The sequence below is a fragment of the Synechococcus sp. R70.1 genome (assembly GCF_047461675.1).
GTDB lineage: Bacteria > Cyanobacteriota > Cyanobacteriia > Thermostichales > Thermostichaceae > Thermostichus.
This window is the reverse complement of the sequence record NZ_JANSHR010000114.1, coordinates 1-20,676: the sequence shown is the minus strand read 5'-3', so window position 1 is coordinate 20,676 and position 20,676 is coordinate 1. Positions and strand designations below refer to the sequence as shown.

16 protein-coding genes and 1 pseudogene are annotated in these 20,676 nt (G+C 61.9%); 11 read left to right on the top strand and 6 right to left on the bottom strand.

What is annotated here, in order from left to right:
* Window positions 1–3,906: a DNA-directed RNA polymerase subunit beta' gene (locus NW807_RS10970; RefSeq protein WP_414426121.1), complete on the top strand. Its 3,906-nt coding sequence runs from the start codon at window positions 1–3 to the stop codon at window positions 3,904–3,906.
* A 627-nt stretch (window positions 3,907–4,533) separates the two neighbouring features.
* Here the strand turns inward: NW807_RS10970 and NW807_RS10965 are convergent.
* Both NW807_RS10965 and NW807_RS10960 read right to left on the bottom strand, forming a co-directional pair.
* Window positions 4,534–5,559: a long-chain acyl-[acyl-carrier-protein] reductase gene (locus tag NW807_RS10965; RefSeq protein ID WP_414426120.1), complete on the bottom strand. Its 1,026-nt coding sequence runs from the start codon at window positions 5,557–5,559 to the stop codon at window positions 4,534–4,536.
* Between the two features lie 100 nt (window positions 5,560–5,659).
* On the bottom strand, window positions 5,660–6,376 hold the full coding sequence (locus tag NW807_RS10960) for an aldehyde oxygenase (deformylating) (protein ID WP_414426119.1): 717 nt from the start codon (window positions 6,374–6,376) through the stop codon (window positions 5,660–5,662).
* Window positions 6,377–6,579: 203 nt separating this feature from the next.
* Here NW807_RS10960 and NW807_RS10955 point away from each other — a divergent pair, with 203 nt between their 5' ends.
* Window positions 6,580–6,891, top strand: a complete 312-nt coding sequence (locus tag NW807_RS10955; protein WP_414395950.1) for a hypothetical protein — start codon at window positions 6,580–6,582, stop codon at window positions 6,889–6,891.
* Here the strand turns inward: NW807_RS10955 and NW807_RS10950 are convergent.
* The gene (locus NW807_RS10950; protein ID WP_414395949.1) at window positions 6,888–7,376 is read right to left on the bottom strand and encodes a pentapeptide repeat-containing protein; all 489 of its coding nucleotides are present in this window, start codon (window positions 7,374–7,376) and stop codon (window positions 6,888–6,890) included. The two genes, NW807_RS10955 and NW807_RS10950, sit on opposite strands and share 4 nt — an antisense overlap.
* A gap of 120 nt (window positions 7,377–7,496) precedes the next feature.
* Here NW807_RS10950 and NW807_RS10945 point away from each other — a divergent pair, with 120 nt between their 5' ends.
* Both NW807_RS10945 and atpD read left to right on the top strand, forming a co-directional pair.
* Complete coding sequence (locus tag NW807_RS10945; RefSeq protein WP_414426118.1) at window positions 7,497–7,805, top strand: DUF5320 domain-containing protein; 309 nt, start codon at window positions 7,497–7,499, stop codon at window positions 7,803–7,805.
* A gap of 145 nt (window positions 7,806–7,950) precedes the next feature.
* The gene (atpD, locus tag NW807_RS10940) at window positions 7,951–9,378 is read left to right on the top strand and encodes a F0F1 ATP synthase subunit beta (protein ID WP_414395945.1); all 1,428 of its coding nucleotides are present in this window, start codon (window positions 7,951–7,953) and stop codon (window positions 9,376–9,378) included.
* A 4-nt stretch (window positions 9,379–9,382) separates the two neighbouring features.
* Here atpD and rsmI read toward each other — a convergent pair whose 3' ends face one another.
* A complete protein-coding gene (gene rsmI / locus NW807_RS10935; RefSeq protein ID WP_414426117.1) occupies window positions 9,383–10,291 on the bottom strand; it encodes a 16S rRNA (cytidine(1402)-2'-O)-methyltransferase in 909 nt (302 codons plus the stop codon).
* An 88-nt stretch (window positions 10,292–10,379) separates the two neighbouring features.
* Between rsmI and NW807_RS10930 the strand changes: the two genes are divergently transcribed.
* Both NW807_RS10930 and cbiB read left to right on the top strand, forming a co-directional pair.
* The gene (locus tag NW807_RS10930; protein ID WP_414395941.1) at window positions 10,380–10,844 is read left to right on the top strand and encodes an RrF2 family transcriptional regulator; all 465 of its coding nucleotides are present in this window, start codon (window positions 10,380–10,382) and stop codon (window positions 10,842–10,844) included.
* A 49-nt stretch (window positions 10,845–10,893) separates the two neighbouring features.
* Window positions 10,894–11,820, top strand: coding sequence for an adenosylcobinamide-phosphate synthase CbiB (gene cbiB / locus NW807_RS10925; RefSeq protein ID WP_414396108.1), 927 nt, complete (start codon window positions 10,894–10,896; stop codon window positions 11,818–11,820).
* A gap of 538 nt (window positions 11,821–12,358) precedes the next feature.
* Here the strand turns inward: cbiB and NW807_RS10920 are convergent.
* Window positions 12,359–14,509 (bottom strand): annotated as a pseudogene (locus tag NW807_RS10920) (CBS domain-containing protein); the annotation flags it as partial.
* Between the two features lie 45 nt (window positions 14,510–14,554).
* The gene (gene frr / locus NW807_RS10915; RefSeq protein ID WP_414348012.1) at window positions 14,555–15,103 is read right to left on the bottom strand and encodes a ribosome recycling factor; all 549 of its coding nucleotides are present in this window, start codon (window positions 15,101–15,103) and stop codon (window positions 14,555–14,557) included.
* Between the two features lie 197 nt (window positions 15,104–15,300).
* Between frr and NW807_RS10910 the strand changes: the two genes are divergently transcribed.
* From NW807_RS10910 to NW807_RS10890, 5 genes are all read left to right on the top strand, one after another.
* Complete coding sequence (locus tag NW807_RS10910; RefSeq protein ID WP_414348010.1) at window positions 15,301–16,134, top strand: PD-(D/E)XK nuclease family protein; 834 nt, start codon at window positions 15,301–15,303, stop codon at window positions 16,132–16,134.
* Between the two features lie 76 nt (window positions 16,135–16,210).
* A complete protein-coding gene (locus NW807_RS10905; RefSeq protein WP_414426116.1) occupies window positions 16,211–17,332 on the top strand; it encodes an ABC transporter ATP-binding protein in 1,122 nt (373 codons plus the stop codon).
* Entirely contained in the window at window positions 17,326–18,255 is a 930-nt protein-coding gene (locus NW807_RS10900) for an ABC transporter permease (protein ID WP_414395939.1), read from the top strand. Before NW807_RS10905 ends, NW807_RS10900 begins: the two co-directional genes overlap by 7 nt.
* A 94-nt stretch (window positions 18,256–18,349) precedes the next feature.
* Window positions 18,350–19,897 (top strand): carotenoid isomerase, encoded by a 1,548-nt coding sequence (gene crtH, locus NW807_RS10895; RefSeq protein WP_414426145.1) that lies wholly within the window; start codon window positions 18,350–18,352, stop codon window positions 19,895–19,897.
* Window positions 19,898–20,057: 160 nt separating this feature from the next.
* Window positions 20,058–20,594 (top strand): ABC transporter substrate-binding protein, encoded by a 537-nt coding sequence (locus NW807_RS10890; protein ID WP_414426115.1) that lies wholly within the window; start codon window positions 20,058–20,060, stop codon window positions 20,592–20,594.
* The last annotated feature ends 82 nt before the right edge of the window (window positions 20,595–20,676 follow it).

Below are 20,676 nucleotides of genomic sequence, written 5' to 3'. Positions count from 1 at the left end.
ATGAGCGAAAAAGGACAAATTTCCCCCAGCCTGCGGTGGCAGCCTGCCTCTAGCTCTAAGGCGGAGGCCCCCCCGCCTCCTATTCCCTTTCGCAACTATCAAATCGGCAAGAAAGAGCTGCACAACCTCATTGCCTGGGCTTTTGCCCGCTACGGCACTGCCCGCACAGCGCAGATGGCGGATGCCCTGAAGACCCTGGGCTTCAGGTACGCCACCCAAGCTGCCGTCTCCATCAGCATTGAAGACCTGCGCATTCCGCCCAGCAAGCGGCAGCTCTTGGCCCAGGCAGAGGCGGAGATCGAGGCGGCCACAGAGCGCTTTATCCGCGGCGAGATTACCGAGGTGGAGCGCTACCAAAAGGTCATCGACACTTGGAACCAAGTCAATGAGCAAATTAAAGAGGAAATGCTCAACAACTTCCGCCAGAACGATCCCCTCAACTCCGTCTACATGATGGCCCACTCGGGGGCAAGGGGGAACGTCTCGCAAGTGCGGCAGTTGGTGGGCATGCGCGGCCTGATGGCCAATCCGCAGGGGGAGATCATCGACCTGCCCATCAAGGCCAATTTCCGCGAGGGCTTAACCGTGACCGAATACATCATCTCCTCCTACGGCGCGCGCAAGGGCTTGGTGGACACGGCGCTGCGGACTGCCGACTCCGGCTACCTCACCCGCCGCCTGGTGGATGTCTGCCAGGACGTGATTGTGCGAGAAGCCGACTGCGGCACGGACCAAGGGATCCTGCTCCAGGCCTTGATGGATGGCGATAAAGTCGTTGTGCCGCTGGAGGAGCGCCTGGTAGGGCGGGTGCTGGCCCAAGATGTAGTGCATCCGCAAACCCAGGAGATCCTGGCCCGCCGCAACCAAGAGGTAGATCACGACTTGGCCAAAACCATTGTGGAGGCGGGCATCCAGCAGGTGGTAGTGCGTTCTCCCCTTACCTGTGAAGCCAACCGCTCGGTGTGCCGCATGTGCTACGGCTGGAGCCTGGCCCACTCTCGCTTGGTGGATCTGGGGGAGGCGGTCGGGATCATTGCCGCCCAATCGATTGGAGAGCCGGGCACGCAGTTGACCATGCGCACCTTCCACACGGGAGGGGTGTTTACAGGGGAGGTGGCTCGCCAAATCCGCGCCCCCTTTGCCGGGGTAGTGCGCTTCCCGAAAAACCTGCGCACTCGCCCCTTCCGCACCCGCCACGGCGACGATGCCCTCCAGGTGGAGGTCAACAACCAAATCGTTCTGGAAGGGCCAGAGGGACAGCGGGAAGTCTTCGACCTGACCCAGGGATCCACCCTGCTGGTGCGAGATGGGGCCCTGGTGCAGCGGGATCAGTTAATTGCGGAAGTGGCCGTAGCCAAAGCGGTGCGCAAGAGCACCGAGAAAGCCCAGAAGGAAGTGGTGGCCGATCTGGCAGGGGAAATTCGCTTTACCGACCTGCTCATCGAGGAGAAAGCCGACCGCCAGGGCAACACCACCTCTACTGCCCAGCGGCAAGGGCTGATCTGGGTCCTGTCTGGCCAGGTGTACAACCTGCCTCCCGGCGCTGAGCCAGTGGTAAAGAACGGGGATCGGGTGCAGCCGGGGGATGTCATTGCCGAAACCTCGCTGGTCACCGAGCACGGTGGCATCGTGCGCCTGCCAGAGCGCAGCGACATCAAAGGCGGACGGGAGGTGGAGATCATCAATGCGGCGGTGGTGCTCCACGAGGCGCGGGTGCGGGTGGAATCTCACCAAGGCCGGGAGCAATTTTTGCTGGACACGCCCAGCGGCCAGACTTTTGTTCTCAAGGCTACACCAGGTACCAAGGTGGGCAACGACGAGGTGGTGGCGGAGCTCATCGACAACCACTTCCGCAGCCCCACGGGAGGCTTGGCAAAGTTTGCTGGCGTTGAGGTAGCCCGGCGGGGCAGAGCAAAGCAGGGCTACGAAGTCATCCGCGGCGGCACCCTGCTGTGGATCCCGGAGGAGACCCATGAGGTGAACAAGGACATCTCCCTCCTCAATGTGGAAGATGGCCAGTACGTGGAAGCCGGCACCGAGGTAGTGAAGGACATCTTCTGCCAAAATGCCGGTGTTGTCGAGGTTATCCAGAAAAACGACATCCTCCGGGAGATCGTCATCAAGCCTGGATCCCTGCATCTGGTGGAGGATCCCGCTGACCTGGAAATCCCCACCGGCACCTTCATCCAGCCGGGTCAAAAGCTGCTCAGCAGCATTGTCCCTGACCGACTGGTCTATCTGGAGCAGGTGGAAACTCCCGAAGGACCCGGCATCCTGCTGCGGCCGGTGTATGAGTATGAAATCCCCGACCGACCGGTGGTGCCCACGCAGGAGTCTACGAGCGAGTCCGGTCGCTCCATTCGTCTGCGGGCTGTCCAGCGGGTTCCCTTCAAGGATGGGGAGCGGGTTAAGTCGGTGGGCCCGGTGGAATTGCTGCGCACGCAACTGGTGCTGGAGATCGATACTGACGCGCCGCAGCTCAAGGCCGATATTGAGCTCATCCAGGATGAGAAGGATCCCAGTATCCGCCGCCTGCAACTGGTGATTCTGGAAACCTTGCTGCTGCGCCGCGATGTAGAGGCAGATCTAGCTCAGGGGAGTACCCACACCCGGCTGTTGGTTAACCAAGGAGACACCGTCGGCAGAGGGGGGGTTATCGCCCGCACCGAGATCCAGGCCAAAAAAGCTGGGATTGTGCAAGGGATCCGCGAGGGCACCGAGGTGGTGCGGCGGGTGCTGGTGATTACCGACGACGATCTGCTGACGGTACCCTTAGACGGGCCAGCCAGCGTCGAGGTGGGAGCGCTAGTGCGAGCTGGAGAAGAACTGGCGCCGGGGATCCCTGCTCCCGAGTCGGGACAAGTGATGCAAATTGCAAAGGATCACCTGGTGCTGCGGCGGGCGCGGCCCTACCTGGTTTCGGCAGGTGCCATCCTCCAGGTGCGGGATGGAGATCTGGTTCAGCGGGGGGATGCCCTAGCCATTCTAATCTTCGAGCGGGCCAAGACCGGCGACATCATCCAGGGGCTGCCGCGGGTGGAGGAGCTGCTGGAGGCTCGCAAACCCAAGGAAATGTGTGTCTTGGCCAAGCGACCCGGCACCGTGCAGCTAAGCTGGCAGGGAGAGGAGCCGGATCTCAAGGTCATTGAAGCCGATGGCACGGTTACTTCCTATGCCGTGCTGCCAGGGCAGAGCTTGGTGGTGGTGGACGGCCAGTCGGTGGGGGTAGGGGATCCCCTGACTGACGGCCCTGCCAACCCCCATGACCTTTTGGAGATCTACTTCGAGTACTACCGCCAGACCCTGGGAGACGACCAAGCGGCGCGGCTAGCCCTACGGGAGGTGCAGCGCTTCCTCGTCAACGAGGTCCAGAATGTCTACCGCTCGCAGGGTGTGGAGATTGCGGACAAGCACATTGAGATTGTGGTACGCCAGATGACCTCCAAGGTGCGGGTGGACGACAGCGGTGACACCGTCTTGCTGCCGGGTGAGCTGGTAGAGCTGCGGCAGATCCAGCAAGAGAATGCCTCCCTAGCCGTCAGTGGCGGGGCGCCGGCCAAGTACACACCTGTCCTCCTGGGGATCACCAAGGCCAGCTTGAATACCGACAGCTTCATCTCGGCAGCTAGCTTCCAGGAAACCACGCGGGTGCTCACCGAGGCAGCCATCGAGGGCAGATCCGACTGGCTGCGGGGTCTGAAGGAGAACGTCATCATTGGCCGCCTGATCCCGGCAGGCACAGGCTTTAGCACCTACCAGGAGATGGCTCCAGAGCCGGAGCCTCCTGAGGAGGAAGAACCTCCAGCCGTGCTGCCGACGGTGCCACGCCGCGTGGTCCTGGAGGACGACCAACTCATCGACGACTCCACCCCTGTCGACGAGCCGGAGGAGGAGGAAGAAGAGTAAGCCGCGCTTGCGGGGGTTTGGGGATCCGGCCCAGCACTGGCAAGCTGGTGGCAGTAAAACACCCCCTACAGCTGCTGCTAGATCCAGTGCTAGTAGCAGTTGCTGCCCCGTCAGCTGACTCCCTTCTCTTCCTGGGAGGGGGCTGGGAGAAAATAGTCAAAAATGCCGCTTTGTGGCACAATGGGCAACCTCGCCAACGCACCTTCTGCCTTCACGTGGATTAGCTAGGCTGGCAGGTACATTTCCTCTGGTAGGCCTTTTGCCTAGGCTAAAGTTGGCTCTGTCTTGAGCCTGTGTGCTCGAACCAGAGCAAGGAGCAGCTACCGTCAGCTCGACGGGAAGTGACGCCTGGGGAGATCCCTCTAGTGGGGTCGTGGAGGTGAACTCTGCTGCTAGCTATATGTCACGGAAGCAGGAAGAAAGCCTCAACCTGGAGCAAAAGTCTGCTTTTGTCCGGGGTTGTATGAGTCTTTCAGAGCGGATGTGGGCTGCAACGCAGCCAAGATAATTGCCTTGCTTGGAGCTTCCGTAAACCGGCGCAGGAGGGTGGTTGGTTTGCCAACCTCTAACCGGCGGGGGAGTTTACCTTCTCCTGGTATAGAAGCGCTCCCGCAGCTGTCTTTGAACCTAAGCTGCCGGCATGAGGGGACGGAAGCCGTGCTTACGAGACAATTCCCCGATGAGATCTAGTTTCTCCAGGGTAATCAGGTTGCGGCCCCAACTGAAATTGGTGTGCAGGCCCTCAAACTCCAGCAGCATTGACTCGGCAAAGCAGGCAAAGAGGTGACGGGCAGGGTTGGCCACATTCAAGAACTGCATGATAGTCCACTCAATATCCAGCGAGTGCTCCACCATGCCGCCGTCGATGACATATAGCCCCTTGCGCTGCAACTGGGAGGCAATGTTTTTTGGATAGCCACCGTCGATGATGACGCAGGGATCCGGCAACACCTGTGGATCAAGGGTTACCCCCTGGCTCAGGCTGGCCACCCAGACGATGAAATCGGCACGGGGCAAGGCCTCTTCCAGGGAACAGATCTCTCCTTTTTTAAGCTTGGCCTGCAGCTCTTCTAGGCGTCGCCGCTCGCGGGCTATAAGCAACAGCTTGGCCACTGAAGTGCGGTTCACCAGCCACTGGCAAACGGCACTGCCAATATCGCCGGTAGCTCCCACCACGGCAACGGTGGCAGCGGCCAAGTCCATAGCGTAGCGCTGGGCTGCCGCCTGTAATTGTTGACAAATGATGTAAGCGGTGTGGGTGTTGCCAGTGGTGAAGCGTCGGATCTCCAGGTCGACGTTGCGCACCCGCTTGAGGGTTTCGAGGCGAAAATTCTCAAAGATAATGCTACTAAACCCGCCCAGGGCAGTGATATCAAGGCCTCGCCGCTGGGCTAAAGCCATCGCGTTTAAAACCTTGCGACAGGCGGCTTTGACCCGACCGCTGGCCAGCATTTCCGGCAGGAAACAGGATTCGACGTACTGACCATAAATTTTCTGGCCAGTGATGCTGGTCACTACAATCTCGTCCACCACCTGAGGTGGAGCCATGCACCAAAAGTCCAGGTCACTTTCTGCATATTCGGCATACCCCAGCTTGTCTGCCACTTGCTTTGCATGGGCCAGGCTGGTCAAGTGCCCAATCAGGCCAAACATAGAGGCTCACTCACGTAGCTTGCGGATCCTCTCCGGATCCCCTCAAGGAGGATAGGAAGTGCTGCAGCTCAGCCAGGAATCCCCAACAAGCGGGAGGAGGTTAGGCAGCCCGCAGCCCCTGGGCTGACAAGCGCATCACCTCGCGCGTGTTAAAGCCAATGTTGGCCAGCGCTTCGCCATAGGCAATGAGGAAGTCTTCCACAATGGCCTCGCGATCCATGTAGATAGCTTCTATGTCGTCATTCACCTGCTGCAGCATCTTCCAGACCAGGGGCAGGTTTTGGGCGTTGGCCGTTTCAATTTGGGTTTTGACCTCGGCAAAGTGCTCGCCCAGCCAGCGCTCCCCAAAGTTGAGGTGGAGATACTCGTCCTGAACTACCCCTTCGGTAATCTTGCGGGCAAACTCATCGGCAACCGGGATGTAGATGTTGTAGGCGGCAATGGCAAAGCACTCGATGATTAGCGACTGAATGACCAAGCAAGTCACCAGGTCTGCAGCTACTGCCGCTTTTTGGAAATTGTCCCGCAAGGGGGCAAAGAAGGCACGGGCAAACTCCCTGTCCGGTTCTACCTTCAGGTTCTTGCCGCAGGCTTGGAAGCCCTTCATGTGGCGCAGTTCCATCTTGGCCAGCTTGCGCAGCTCCTCTGCTGCTGCCGGCAACATTTCGGCCAAGCGGAGGTAATTGTCGTGGGCTTCCTGTTCGCCTTCAATGACAATGCCGTTGATGCGAGAGTAGGCCTGCCGATACGCGGGGCTGCTGTAGTCTAGGGTCGTGTCGCTGGCATTGGCTGGGAGGGAAACGTTTGCTGGGGCCATACTCGTGCATCTCCTTGATGGGCTGTCGAGCGCCGGGATCCCTTTGCTAGCTGTGCAATAATCCTAGCGCTTGCTGGTCTAGGGTTACTCTACTCAGGATAGCCCTAGCTGGAACAGGATGGGTCGCATCCCTTTCGTTGGGAGAGACAAGCCTGCTAGGGTGGGTACTTAGGCAGCAGGGGAGGGGAGAGGGAGCCAAGAGGATGTCTGCCCTTGGGGATGGCCTAGAGCGGCTGCGCCAGCTGCTGGTGGAGCTGGAGGAACAGTCCCTGGATCAGCCCATTGACAGCGCTGAGGAGGTGTTGCAGGCTATCGAGCTGGCAACGGCTTTTGAACTGTTCGAGGTAGAAAGCCGTCGCTTGTTGCTCCAGACTGCGGCCAATCTTTGGGAGCGGGTGCGCCAGCACAATTTGGCAGCCCAGGAAATTGAGGTAGTGGCGGAGAAGTTGCGGGCAGTGGGCTACACGGACGCTGAGATCGAGGAGATTTTGGAGTTGGAGCCGCAGGAGGACTAGGCAAAAACCATGCCCAGTTCCTCAGTAGCTACTTCCAGTTGGGTGGCGGCGTCGTAGCAGGCTCCGCGCAGGTTGGCCAGTTTGAGTTTGCAGCCGCTGAGCTTGGCCCCTTTGAGGTTGGCATCGCTGAGGTTGGCCCCTGCTAGATCGGCCTGGCTGAGGTCGGCGCCACTGAGGTCGGCTTGGCTGAGGTTAGCGCCGCGCAAGTTGGCTTTTTGAAGTTGGGCTCCCGGCAACTTGGCTTTCTCCAGGTTGGCTAGGCGCAGGTTGGATCCCTGGAGGTCAGCTTGGCTGAGATCGGCGCCGCTGAGGTAGGCCCGCTCCAGGTTAGCCCCAGCTAGCTTGGCCTGCTGGAGGAGGGCTCCCCCCAGATCAATCCCGGCTAGATCCGCGCCAGCCAAGTCAGCTCCTGGCAGTTGGCTGTTGCTGAAATCGCGCTCACCCTTGCCGTAGCGCTGCAGCAGTTCCGTTGCGCTCTCAACCATTGCCTTTCCTCCACTAGACAAGTCGGATCCTACTGGGGGAGACAGTTGCTGCCAAGAACACAGCTTCTCCTTCTTTTCCAAACCGCGCTAGGATAAGCACGTGCCCTCGAGACCTCTTAGATGAGCTTGCCCCGCCTGCCCCGCTCCCGACCTCGGCCCAAGTTGCGCTCGATCCCTCGCCGCAAAGCTGAATCTGCCCTCTATGCCGAGATGCAGCAGCTCTCAGCGGAAAAGCAGCGGCTTAATCAGGAACTGGAGTTTCTCCAGGAACGGCAAGAGCAAATTCAGGCACGGCTTCAGGAAATTGAACAAGCGCTGCAGCATTTTCAGCAGGCAGCAGAGGCTTTTCGAAATCCCGTTTCTTCCCCAAAGCCCAGCCCTGCCAGCTTTTCTCCCTCGCGCTTTCTATCCATGACCTTTGAGTACTGAGCCAGTTTGCCAGCGGGTGGGCAATAGAGTGGTAGGCTGATCCTAGCAGTGAAACCAAGTCCTACAACAAAGCCGCCCCTGGCTTTCCCTACCGGGATCCGCTGACGTTTTGACACCTGAGCAAACAAGGAGCTAAACCTCAACCATGGTTACTGCCACTGCAGCTAACGTTGGCTACATTACCCAAGTCATTGGACCAGTTGTTGACGTTGAGTTTCCCAGCGGCAAACTCCCTCAAATCTACAATGCCCTTAAGGTGGAGGCCACAACCGAAAGTGGCTTGAAGGTCAAAGTTACCTGCGAAGTCCAGCAGCTTTTGGGGGATAACCGCGTGCGGGCCGTGGCCATGTCCTCCACCGATGGGCTGGTGCGGGGTATGCCGGTGGTGGATACAGGCGCCCCAATTACCGTGCCAGTGGGCGAGGCCACCCTGGGCCGCATTTTCAACGTGCTGGGAGAGCCGGTGGATCAGAAGGGGCCGGTACAAGCTAAGGAGTTCGCCCCCATCCACCGCAGTGCCCCGCCCCTGGTGGAGCTGACGGTCAAGCCGGAGCCCTTTGAAACTGGCATTAAGGTAATCGACCTGCTGGCTCCCTTCAAAAAGGGCGGCAAGGTGGGTCTGTTTGGGGGTGCCGGCGTAGGCAAGACGGTGCTGATCCAGGAGCTCATCCACAACATTGCCGAGGAGCACTCCGGCCTGTCGGTGTTTGCTGGAGTGGGAGAGCGCACCCGCGAGGGGAACGATCTCTACAACGAAATGAAGGAGTCTGGGGTGCTGAGTAAGGTGGCGCTGGTCTACGGCCAGATGAACGAGCCGCCAGGTGCCCGCATGCGGGTAGGCCTCACCGCCCTGACGATGGCCGAGTACTTCCGCGACGTCAACAAGCAAGACGTCCTGTTGTTTATCGACAACATCTTCCGCTTTGTGCAGGCCGGCTCGGAAGTGTCGGCGCTCCTAGGCCGCATGCCCTCGGCGGTGGGTTACCAGCCCACCTTGGCCACGGAAATGGGCAACCTGCAGGAGCGGATTACTTCCACCAAGCAGGGATCCATCACTTCCGTGCAGGCAGTGTATGTACCTGCCGACGACCTGACCGATCCGGCACCGGCGACGACGTTTGCCCACCTGGATTCGACCGTGGTGCTGTCGCGCAGCTTGGCGGCCAAGGGCATCTACCCAGCCGTGGATCCCCTGGAGTCTTCGTCCACCATCCTGCAGGCAGACATTGTGGGGGAAGAGCACTACAACACCGCCCGGGCCGTGAAGCAGACGCTGCAGCGCTACAAGGAGCTGCAGGACATCATCGCCATTTTGGGCCTGGACGAGCTCTCTGAAGAAGACAAGCTGGTGGTGGCCCGTGCCCGCCGCATCGAGCGCTTCCTGTCGCAGCCCTTCTTCGTGGCGGAAGTGTTCACCGGCTCGCCTGGCAAGTACGTGAAGTTGGAGGATACCATCAAGGGCTTCCAGCGCATCCTCTCGGGAGAGCTGGACCATCTGCCAGAGCAGGCCTTCTACCTGGTGGGCACCATCGAGGAGGCCATCGAGAAGGCCGAGAAGCTCAAGTCCAGGTAATCCCCTACCCCAGGGATTCCGCCTCGTCGTCAGGATCCCCGCTGGGAAGGGGCTCCAACTGCAAGGAGAGCTGGTAAAGGCGGCGCCGCGTCCAGAGGGGGGATCCCTGCAGACGCTGGGCCAGTTGCCGGCTGGCAGCGGAGCGGGACAGGCCCTTAGCCAGCAGGCGAGCCAGCTCCTGGCGCACTTCTGCTTCGGAAGGGGAGAGCTCCTCGGCTTTTTCTGAGCAAGGCCGTCCCTCCAAAACCAGGGTAAATTCTCCCCGCGGCGGCTGGGCTAGGCAGTGCTCCAGAGCAGCGGCCAGGGATCCCCGCCAAAAGGACTCGTGCCATTTGGTGAGCTCGCGGGCCAGCACGATCTGCCGCTGAGGGCCGCAGTGCACGAGGAGATCCTGCAAAGTCCGCTGCAGGCGGTGGGGGGCTTCGTAGAGGACGATGGTGCGCTCTTCCTGGGCCAGTTGCTGCAGGCGGGCTTGGCGCTGACGGGGCTTGAGGGGCAAAAAGCCCTCGAAGACAAATCGGTCGGTGGGCAAGCCCGAAGCTGTCAACGCAGCCACCGCCGCCACAGGGCCAGGTACCGGGATCACCGGTATCCCAGCTTGGATACAGGCGCGCACCAGCTCCTGGCCTGGATCGGAAAGAGCAGGTGTGCCGGCATCGCTGATGAGGGCCACCGACTGCCCTGCTGCCAGGTACTTGAGGATTTGCGGGATCCGCCGGCTTGCATTGTGCTCGTGGTAGCTCATGAGGCGAGCGGAGATTTGAAAGTGGCTAAGCAGCTGGCCGGAGTGGCGGGTGTCTTCTGCCGCCACCCAGTCCACCTCCTGCAAAACTCGCAGGGCGCGCAGGGTGATATCTTCGCGGTTGCCAATGGGAGTGGCCACTAAGTAAAGGGCGGCGCTGGGGCGCTCCATGGCCAAGCCTCAAGGCCAAGGGGATCCTGAGATCTCCAGGCTAGCTGCCTGTGACAGGATCGAGGGGAAAAGGGAGAAGAGACTGCCGGTGCGCCTGACGACGCGAGCCACCTACAGCATCAAGGCTTTGCTGGATCTGGCGATGCTTAGCAAGGGCCAGAGGGCGTCGGTGCGGGCGATTGCCGAGCGACAGCAGATCCCGGCCCCCTACTTGGAAAAGCTGCTGATAGAGCTACGCCAAGCTGGCTTGGTCTGCTCCCAGCGAGGGGCGCAGGGGGGCTATCGGCTGGCACGGCCGCCGCGGCGAATCCCCATTAGCGCCATTTTGGCGGCGGTGGGGGAGTCCTTGGATCTCCGCACCAACAGCTCGGAGGGGGCAAGAGCTCCTCAAGAAAGCGCCGGCGCGGGAGCGGACTGGGTAACGGCGGCCCTCTGGGCACGGATTGCCCAGCGAGTGCGGCAGGTGTTGGAGGAAACGACCCTGGAAGATTTGTATTTTGACGCCCGCAGTTGGCAGGCAGCCCAAAGCCAGGAGGGAAAGTTTGTGGTCTGAAGCTTGGCTGTTTTTCCCCGCTCAGCCAACGGCCCCGCTGGTGCTGGCGATGGCTTTGGCCCTGGACTACCTGCTGGCAGATCCCTGGGGGTGGCCTCACCCAGTGCGGGTCATGGGGGCGGTGATTGCCTGGGGCCAAGGCTATATCCTCCAGCACTGCCTAACTCCCTCAGCCCAGCGCTGGGGCGGGGCAATGCTCACCTTGGCGCTGGTGGCGGGCTCCTACGCGGCGGGCTGGAGTCTGATTGCCATCGCCCAGGCTCTTCACCCCTGGGCAGGGATCCTGATGCAGAGCATATTGATGGCCAGTTGTCTAGGGGGGCGCAGCCTGCGCTTTGCCGCCTTGGAAGTGTTGGATTCTCTGGAAAAGGGGGATCTGCCCCAGGCCCGCCAACGCCTTAGCCGCTACGTAGGCCGGGATACGGAGCACCTGACGGAGCCAGAGATCTTGCGGGCGGTGATCGAGACCGTGGCAGAGAATACCCCTGACGGGGCAACGGCCCCTTTGTTCTACGCCTTTCTGGGGGGAGCGCCGCTGGCTTTGGCCTACAAGGCCAGCAGCACGCTGGACTCCATGGTGGGCTATCGCCATGCCCCCTTTACCTACCTGGGCACAGTGCCAGCCCGCTGCGAGGACGTCCTGACCTGGCTACCCTGCCGGCTGACGGTACTGACGCTGGCGCTGCTCGGCGGGGATCCCTGGGAGTTTTGGCAGCGCTGTCGCCGCGACGGTCAGGCAGACCCCAGCCCCAATTCGGGCTGGAGCGAGGCGGCCTTTGCCTGGCGGCTGCAGATTCAGTTGGGAGGCACCAACTTCTACCGCGGCGTCCCCAAGGTTAAGCCGAAGTTGGGGATCCCGGCTCGCCCCTTGAGCCCCCAGGTGGTGCGGGAAAGTTTGCAGTTGCTGCGACAGGTTTTGGGAGTGTGGAGCGGTCTAGGGGTGGGGCTGGCCCTTCTCTGGAGGCTTTGGGATTGAGAGGGTAGTGTTCCCGTAGCCAGGCTTCTGCCTCAGCGCGGGTGGAGAGCTTGCCATTGAGGGTAAGGTAGCGCAGGCCATCCAGAATCTCCTGAAACAGAGGGCCTGGCCTATAGCCCAGGCGACGCAGATCGTGGCCGTTGAGAGGCGGCTTTACCCAGTGCCACTCCTGCAGGTAGCGCCAGATCAGCCGCCGCGCTGGCTTGTTGGCAAGCCCAGCCAACAGGATTAGCGCCGGGATGCGCAGCTTCTGCAGTAGCTGCACCACCTGAGCCGGGGAGAGGGATCCACTCTCCAGTTGCGCCAGCAGGGCTTGGTAGGAGGGGAAATGGCGGAGGCGTTCGATGCCTGCCTGGGTGAGGTGGAGCTGGCTGGCCACCTGGGGCGCCTGGGGCAGCGCCAGAAGCAGGGCTTCCAGGCGCAGTTGCCAGATCTCCTGGGATCCCAGCTCAGGGTAGCGGCGGCGGAAGTGAGAGGCCCAGCGGCCCACCCGCTGTAGCCGCCGGTACAGGGAGGGCTCCCAGGTTAAATTGGGATGAATGCAGCGTAGGGCTCCCCACGTCGAGAGCCGCTCAAAGGCCAAGGGCCAGTCGCGGGAGCGGAGGATGTAGGCCAGCTCCTGCTTGAGGCGCTCCCCGCCGACAGCGTCGTGAAGGCCGCTAGCTACCGCGGCGCGGATCCACTCTTCCGTCGCCGGGTCTAGCCTAAAGCCCAGGTGCACGGCAAAGCGCACTGCCCGGTAGATGCGGGTGGGATCCTCGATGAAGCTGTTGGGGTGCAAGGCGCGGATGATCCCCTTTTGCAAATCGGCTTGCCCCCCGAAAAAATCCAGCAACTGACCCCGCTGGGGGCCGTTGAGGCGCAGGGCCAAAGCATTGATGGAAAAGTCTCGTCGGTAGAGATCCTGGTGGATGGATCCCATGGCCACCTCAGGGGGCGAGGCCGGGTAGGGGTAAAACTCCGTGCGGGCGCTGGCAATATCCACACAGAAGCCCCCTGGCCAGATCAGGGCGGCGGTTTGGAACTTGCCGTGGATCTCCAAGCGCGCCTCCGGGAAGTGCTGCTTGAGGGCTTTCCCCAGGATCAACCCCCAGCCTGGCGGATCCGTCCCGGGGGAGGTTGAGGGGTAAGGCCCATCCACCACCAAGTCCAGGTCCAGCCGTTCCAGGCAAGAGGGAGGCTGCCGACCCCACTGGTGCAGCAGCAGATCCCGCACCGCTCCCCCCACCAGATACAGCCGCAGACCCTTTTCGTCGGCAAGGCGGGCCGCCACCTCCAGCAAGCGGCGGTGCTGCGGCGACAGGGCCGGAAAGGAGAGATCCAGGGGGCAGGAAAGCTCAGGAGCGGCCAACCGGGGCGAGAGAGCCGGCAGCTCGTGCAGGTGCCGCAACACGTCGGTGCGGGTAACGATGCCCACCAACTGGCCATCCTGAAGCACGGGCAGACGGCCAATGTCCCACTGCACCATCAGCCGCTGGATCTCCGCCAGCGGAGTATCGGGGGAGAGGGTCTTGACCTCCGTGGTCATGTAGCCCTTAACGGGGGCATGGCCAAAGCCGTGGTGCAGGGCAATGTCAATGTCCCGCCGCGAGATCACCCCCACCAGGCAGCCCTGGGCATCCACCACCACCAGGCCGGAGTGGCCATAGCGCAGCAGCACCCGCTGGGCCTCTTGGATGGTCACCTCCGGTCGGATGGTGCGCACCGGCGAGGACATCAGATCCTTAGCGGTCACCGGCGGCGGGATCCGCTCCTTAACCGCCTGCCTGAGGTCGGCCAGCACCTGGGCTGGATCGGGCAAGGGCCGGCCCGGGGAAGCTTTCAGCGTGGCTGCCGCCGCGCAGTCGTGGCCGCCGCCGCCGTAGCGGGCCATCACCTGGCCCAGTTGGGCAAACTCCTGCCGCGCCCGCCCAATGAGGCTGAGCCGCTCCCCCTGCCGCGCCACCAAGAGCAGCACGTCCACCCCCGTCAGCTCCATCAGCCGCATCACCAGGCCGGCCAGGCCAGGCACAAACTCCGGCAGATCCAGCAGCCACGTGCCCAAGCGGTACTCCCCCACCGTCTCTACCTGGATCTGGGCAAGCCCCTGGCCAAGCAGCTCCTGCATCGGCGGGGTGAGGCCGTCCCCCAAAAAGCGCCGCAACAGCACCAGGTTCACCCCCTGCTGCAACAGCCAGGTGAGGGCAGCACCGTCGCGGGCAGTGGTCTCCGGGAACGTCAGGGATCCCGTGTCCACGTGAATGCCCAAAGCCAGGGCCAGCCGCTCAAATGGACTGAGGCGGATCCCGGCCGCCTGCAGCCGCTCCACGAGGAGGGTACAGGTGGAGCCCACGGCTTCAATGTGGGCGCTGACCTGCTGCTGCGGCCATACCTCCTCCAGCGAGGTGGCAGGCAGGTGGTGGTCGAAAATCTCAATCTTTGCCCCAGGAACGCTCAGCCAGGCCGCAGCCTTACCGAGGCGATCCGGATCGTAACAATCCACCAAGATCCAGCGCTGGACCTGTCGGGGATCCACCGAGCGCAGCTCGATGAGGGGAAACTCGTCCCGGTAGAGGGCCAAGAACTCCTGTACTCCCGGCAGGGATCCGCCAGCTAGGGCAATGCGGGCGCCTGGATACAGCCGTGCTGCGCCCACCGCCGCTCCCAAGGTGTCGAAGTCCGCCGACTGGTGACACAGGATGAGATCCATGCTGGCAGCAGCGCCTTGCTGGCATAGGCCCACAGAGAGGGGCGTTTAGATTGTAGTCAGCTCCTTTTCTTTTTCCGCCAGCAGCTCATCAATCTTTTTGATGTAGCGGTCGGTCAACTTTTGGATCTCTTCTTGCCGACTCTTGGACTCGTCTTCGGAGATCTCGCCGTTTTTCTCCTGCTTGCGCACGGCGTCAATGGCGTCGCGGCGGATGTTGCGAATGGAAACCCGCCCCTCCTCTGCCAGCTTGGCCACCTGTTTGGTTAGCTCTTTGCGCCGCTCTTCCGTCAGGGGGGGGAGGGTGAGGCGGATGACCTTGCCGTCGTTGCTGGGCGTCAGGCCCAGGTCGGAGGCGAGGATGGCCCGCTCAATCGCTGCCAGGGTCGAGGGATCAAAAGGCTGGATCAGGAGAGTGCTGGCATCTGGAGTGGTAATGCTGGCTAGCGCCTTCAGGGGAGTGGGAACGCCGTAGTACTCCACCTGAACCCGATCCAGTAGGCTGGCGTTGGCTCGCCCCGTGCGCACCGTGCTAAAGGAACGCTGGGTGGCCTGCACCGCTTTGCTCATTAACTCCTCGATCTCAGCTAGCTCCACGGCGTTTTCCTCGCTTAAGTAAGACAGTTTGCAGACGCTCGGCCACTAGCGGCAAAAAAACCAAGACCTCTAGCGTGAGCCTGAGTTTAATTTTATCGCTTTGTCTAGCCCCCCTTGGGGATCCAGAGGCCACTCTTTTCCTGGCAGCCGACCCCCTAGCAGTCCAATAGAATGGCCATAATGCTTCTCCTTGAGCCATGTTCGCTGCTCCTTCCCCGCTGAGGTGGAGTCTTGACGAGGTCAACCTCTCGGCCTCGGCCCTGTCGCTATTCGACTACTGCCCCCGCTTGTTCTGCTACGTGTACCTGGAGCGACTGATTTGGCCTGCCGCCGATGCCTTTGAGCACGAAGTGGAGCAGCAGCGGGGACGGCAGTTTCACCGCCTGGTGGAGTGGTCTAGCCGCGGGCAGCAGGTGGAGCCGCGCCTGTCGGCCCTAGACGAAACAGTACGCCAGTGGTGGCAGGTGTTCTTGGCCAGTCCCCATGCCCAACCGCAGGGGCGGGTGTTGACGGAATTGCCCCTCTGGCAGCGGATTGAGGGGTTTAACCTCACTGCCCGCTTAGATCGGCTGGTGATTGCCCCGGGATCCCTGCACATTGTCGATTGGAAGACGGAGCGGCAGCGCCCGCCCGACGAACAGTTGGCCCAGGACTGGCAGGTGCGCCTCTACCCGCTGCTCGTGTGTGGGTTGGCCCACCAACTGCCCCTGGAAGGCCCTTTTGAGCCGGAGCAGGTGCAACTGACCCTTTGGTATGTGCAACACCCCCAGCGGCCTTTTCAGTGGCGCTACAGCGCTGCTGCCTACCAGCGGGATCTGGCCCACCTCAAAGCTACCCTGAACCGCCTGCGGCAACTGGAGGCCCAGGACTTCCCTCCCCTACCCTATGGCGAGCGCTGTGCTGCTTGCCTGTTTTGCGCCCGCTGCCACGGGCTAATGGGGCAAGGGATCCCCGACCAAAATCTCACGGATTGGGTCTGGGCAGCCCAGGAGCCCTCAGGGGAAGAAACACCAGAGGCAGAATGGCGGTAGGGTGCCGGCCTCCCCATCCCCCTGGCGCCGCCAACTTGCATACTGGGTTAAGAATCGAGCAGGGCTGTTAACCGCAATGGCCGGTGTCGTTGCTGACCTCTCCCAGGCTTGTCCATGGAGTGTCGAACTCAGGGGAATCCGCAAGCGCTTTGGCGATGTTGTGGCCCTCGATGGCATCGACTTGCAGATTCGGCGGGGGGAGTTTTTTGGCCTTTTGGGCCCTTCCGGCTGCGGCAAGACCACCCTGCTGCGCATCATCGCTGGCCTGGAGGTTGCCGATGGCGGAGAGGTGGTGATCCGGGGGCAGCCGGTGGGCCATCTGCCTGCCCACAAGCGCAACGTCAACACCGTGTTCCAGAGCTATGCCCTCTTTCCCTTTATGACCGTGGAAGAGAACGTCGCCTTTGGCCTGCGCATGCGGGGAGTGCGAGGGGAAGCGCTGCGCAAGCGGGTGGCCGCCGCTTTGGAGTTGGTAGAGATTGGGGATCTGGCTAAGCGCAAGCCCCAGGAGCTCTCCGGCGGGCAGCAGCAGCGGGTGGCCCTAGCCCGCGCCCTGGTCAACGAGCCAGAGGTGCTGCTATTAGACGAGCCGCTCTCGGCTTTGGATGCCAAATTGCGCAAGCAGCTGCAGGTGCAGTTGTGCGAGTTGCAGCGCCGCCTGGGCATGACGTTCATTTTCGTGACCCACGACCAAGAGGAAGCCTTGGTGACCAGCGACCGAGTGGCGGTGATGCGGGCTGGGCGCATTGAGCAAGTGGGCCCCATTGACGAGGTGTATGAGCGCCCGGCAACGGCCTTTGTGGCGGACTTTTTGGGGGCCAGCAACCTCATCGAAGGGATCGCCTGCGGCACCGACTGCGTCGAGACGCCCCTGGGCAAGCTCAAGGTGCCTGGGATCCAACCCACCCTGGAGCCAGTGCAGTTGGCCATTCGGCCGGAAAAGATTCGGCTTTCTCGGAGCGGCTGGGATCTGCTGCCCAACCAAGTGCCCGTGCGGGTGGAAAACCTCATCTACACGGGGGCAGAAAACCAGTACCTCCTGCGCACAGCTAGCGGCCAGCAGCTCAAGGCCCTCACCCTCAACGCCGACATCGAAGACCAGGATTTTGCCATCGGGGAGGCCCTAGTGGCCCATCTTCCTCCTAAAAACTTGGTGCGCCTGCGGCCGGATCCCCGGCGGGAGGGTCCCCCATGCTGAAGCGCTTGGAGAAGCCTGCCCAAGTGCGCGCCGGGGAATTGCTCACGCCCTGGCAGGAGCTGCTGCACAGCCTGATCTTTGCCGGGCCGGGGGTGCTGTGGGTGGTAACGTTTTTGGTGCTGCCGGGGCTGCTGCTCTTGGCCTGTAGCTTTCTCAGCCGCGGCGAGTTTGGCCAGGTGGGCCTGCCCTTGACGCTGGCCAACTACCTGCGCGCTCTTGGCTACGGTCCCCTAGGGTGGACGCCCATCTACTGGCAGATCCTGGGCCGCAGCCTGCTGGTGGCGGCAGTTACCACCTTCTTCTGTGTGCTCCTGGCCTATCCCCTGGCCTTTTTTATCGCCGCCCACCCGCCCCGACAGCGGGATCTGTTGCTGACGCTGGTGGTGGTGCCCTTCTGGACCAACTTGGTGATCCGCACCTACGCCTGGATGGTGGTGTTGGCCCCGGAGGGGTGGCCGGCGCGGCTAGCAGCCTGGCTGGGCTGGATTCCGCCCCAGACGGCTCTCTACCCCAGTTGGCTGGCGGTGTATCTGGGCATGATCTACACGTTCTTGCCCTACATGGTCTTGCCTCTCTACACAGCCGTGGAGCGCATCGACTGGCGCCTGGCCGAGGCAGCACGGGATCTCTACGCCAACGGCTGGCAGGTTTTCCTATGGGTGCTCTTTCCCCAGACGCTGCCGGGGCTGGCAGCGGGGCTGATTTTGGTTGGGATCCCGGCCCTGGGCATGTTCGTGGTGCCCGACTTGCTGGGGGGCAGCAAGACGCTCTTGATTGGCAATGTCATTCAGATGCAGTTTGGCGCGAGCCTGGACTACCCCTTTGGAGCGGCCCTTAGCTTTCTGGTTACTGGCCTGAGCCTGGGGCTAGTCTACGCCTACAGCCGCTACGTCGGCAGCCGCGGCCTGGAAGATTTAATCTAAGTCGCTGCCCTGAGATGGGATGGCGGATGCTGCCTAAAGCTCTGGTAGGTTGAGGATACTGGCATTGCGCTAGAGGGATCCCTTGACCCAGACGCTGTTTTCTCGACCTCAAGCTGCGGCACCTCCCGCTTCCCCCCCTTCTGTTTGGGATGTCATTGTCATTGGCGCTGGGATTGGCGGCCTGGTGGCAGCTACCCAGTTGGCGGCCAAGGGCTACCAGGTGTTGGTTTTGGAAAAATACCTCATCCCCGGTGGCAGCGCTGGCTACTTCGAGCGCCCAGATCCCAACGGCAACGGGATCTATCGCTTTGATGTCGGGGCTTCCATGATCTTTGGCCTGGGCACTCAGGGCACCACCAACCTGCTCACCCGTGCCCTGGCTGCTGTGGGCCAAACTCTGGAATCCATCCCCGACCCCGTGCAGATTGCCTACCACCTGCCCCAGGGGCTCAGCCCGCGCGTACACCGGAACTACGAGGAGTTTTTGCAGGAGCTAGCTAGCTATTTCCCTCAGGAAGCGGGCAGCATCCGCCGTTTCTACGACAGCTTCTGGCCTATCTTCAACAGCCTTAACGCCATGGAGCTCCTCTCTTTGGAGGAGTGGGGCTATCTCTGGCGCTCTTTTGTCAGCAACCCCCGCGCCTGCCTGACTTTGGCCCGCTACTTGCCGGTGAATGTGGGCCAGGTGGCGCGGCGCTACCTCCGCCATCCGGCGCTGCTGCGCTTTGTGGATATGGAGTGCTACTGCTGGTCGGTGGTGCCGGCGGAGCGCACGCCCATGATCAACGCTGGCATGGTGTTCTGCGACCGCCACTACGGTGGCGTCAACTACCCCAAGGGAGGGGTGGGGCAGATTGCTCAAAAGCTGGCCCAGGGGCTAGAGACCTGCGGGGGGCAAATCCGCTACCGAGCGTCGGTGCGGCGGATTTTGGCAGAACGGGGCCGGGCCGTGGGCGTCGAGCTCTCCACGGGGGAAAAGCTCTTTGCGCGCAAGATCATCTCCAATGCCACCCGCTGGGATACCTTTGGCCGCCTCTGGCCAGGACCCTTTCCGGCAGCGGAGCGGCGCTGGCAAAGCCGTTATCAACAGTCCCCCAGTTTCTTGAGCCTGCACTTGGGGGTGCGGGCCGAGGCCCTGGCCGGTGAGCGCTACTGCCACCACATTCTTCTCGAAGACTGGCAAGCCATGGAGGCGGAGCAGGGCACGATCTTCGTCTCCATCCCCACCCTCTTGGATCCGGAGCTGGCCCCACCAGGCCGCCACATTGTCCACGCCTTTACCCCCAGTTGGATGCAGACGTGGCAGGGCTTGAGCCCAGAGCAGTACCGGCAGCAAAAACAAGCGGCAGCCCAGCGCCTTATCCGCCGCCTGGAGGCCCTCTGGCCAGAGCTGGGATCCCACATTGAACTGCAGGAAGTGGGCACGCCCCGCACCCACCGCCGCTTCTTAGGCCGCGTTAATGGTACCTACGGCCCCATCCCTCGCGGCACTCCCTGGGGACTCTTGGGCATGCCCTTCAACCGCACGGCCATCCCCAACCTCTACTGCGTGGGGGATAGCACCTTCCCCGGCCAGGGACTCAACGCTGTCGCTTTCTCTGGGTTTGCCTGCGCCCACCGGGTAGCGGCGGACTTCTCCTAAAGCTGTTTCCAATTTCTATGAACCCCACCGCAGTCGTCTTGCATTGAACCCCTTCCGACTGCGAGAGCTCTTGCATGAGCGTCGGGGTGAGGCATTGAAGCGGGCAGCCTAGAGCGCCCATTTGGCAAACCAGTTCGTAGACTCGCTCGAAGAAATCCCGATGATTGGCAGACATGTTCCGCGACCGCGATTGCCAGAGCGCATCGTGTGCTTGACGGAGGAGACGGCAGAGACGCTCTACGCCTTGGGGGCTGGGGATCTCGTCGTCGGCATTTCTGGATTTACGGTGCGTCCGCCGGAGGCGCGGAAGAAGCCGAAGGTGTCCACCCTTCTGGATGCCAACATCGAACGGATTTTGGCGCTGCAGCCCGATGTTGTGCTTGCATGGTCGGATCTGCAGGCAAACATTTGCGCTGAGCTCATTCGCCAGGGGGTGGAGGTTGTCTGCTTCAACCAGCGCACGGTTGAGGGGATCCTCTCCATGATCCTGCGCCTTGGGGCACTGGTAGGGCGAGCTGCTCAGGCACGGGCATATGTGCGCTCCTTGCGGGAGGGATTGCACCGAGCTATGCAGCGTGGACAGCAACGGCGCCGCCGTCCACGGGTCTACTTCGAGGAGTGGGATAACCCCTTGATTACAGGCATCGGCTGGATCAGCGAACTCATTCGTCTGTGTGGAACTGTTTCCAATTTCTAGAGATCCCCCCGAAGGAGAAACTTGATCGATGAGGATCGGATCCCGCCAGAGTTTGAGATTTCCAATGTCCAGGGATCCCCAC